The 268-nt window shown below is 42.5% G+C and carries 1 protein-coding gene; it reads right to left on the reverse strand.

Features of this window, described 5'->3' with window-relative positions:
- Nucleotides 1–268: DEAD/DEAH box helicase (locus AAEY79_RS15080; RefSeq protein ID WP_352289245.1), on the reverse strand; the 268-nt coding region annotated here is incomplete at both ends.

Consider the following 268-nt stretch of genomic DNA (forward strand, 5'->3'; position numbering starts at 1 on the left):
GTATAGGTGTTGCTGTCATGACTAGTTGATGTGGGTAACAGTCGCCAAAGCGGCCTTTTTCACGCAGTGATAATCGTTGATGAACACCAAAACTATGTTGTTCATCGATAATAATAAGCACGAGATTATGAAATTTCACCTCGTCTTGAAATAACGCATGGGTGCCGACGATCATTTGCGCCTCACCGGAGGCTATTTTTTCAAGTGTAGCTACACGTTCTCTACCTTTAGTTTTACCTCCAAGCCAGGCAACTGTAATACCTAATTG

The sequence above is a fragment of the Psychrobacter sp. GW64-MNA-CIBAN-0177 genome (genome assembly GCF_040309585.1).
Classification (GTDB): Bacteria; Pseudomonadota; Gammaproteobacteria; order Pseudomonadales; family Moraxellaceae; genus Psychrobacter; species Psychrobacter okhotskensis.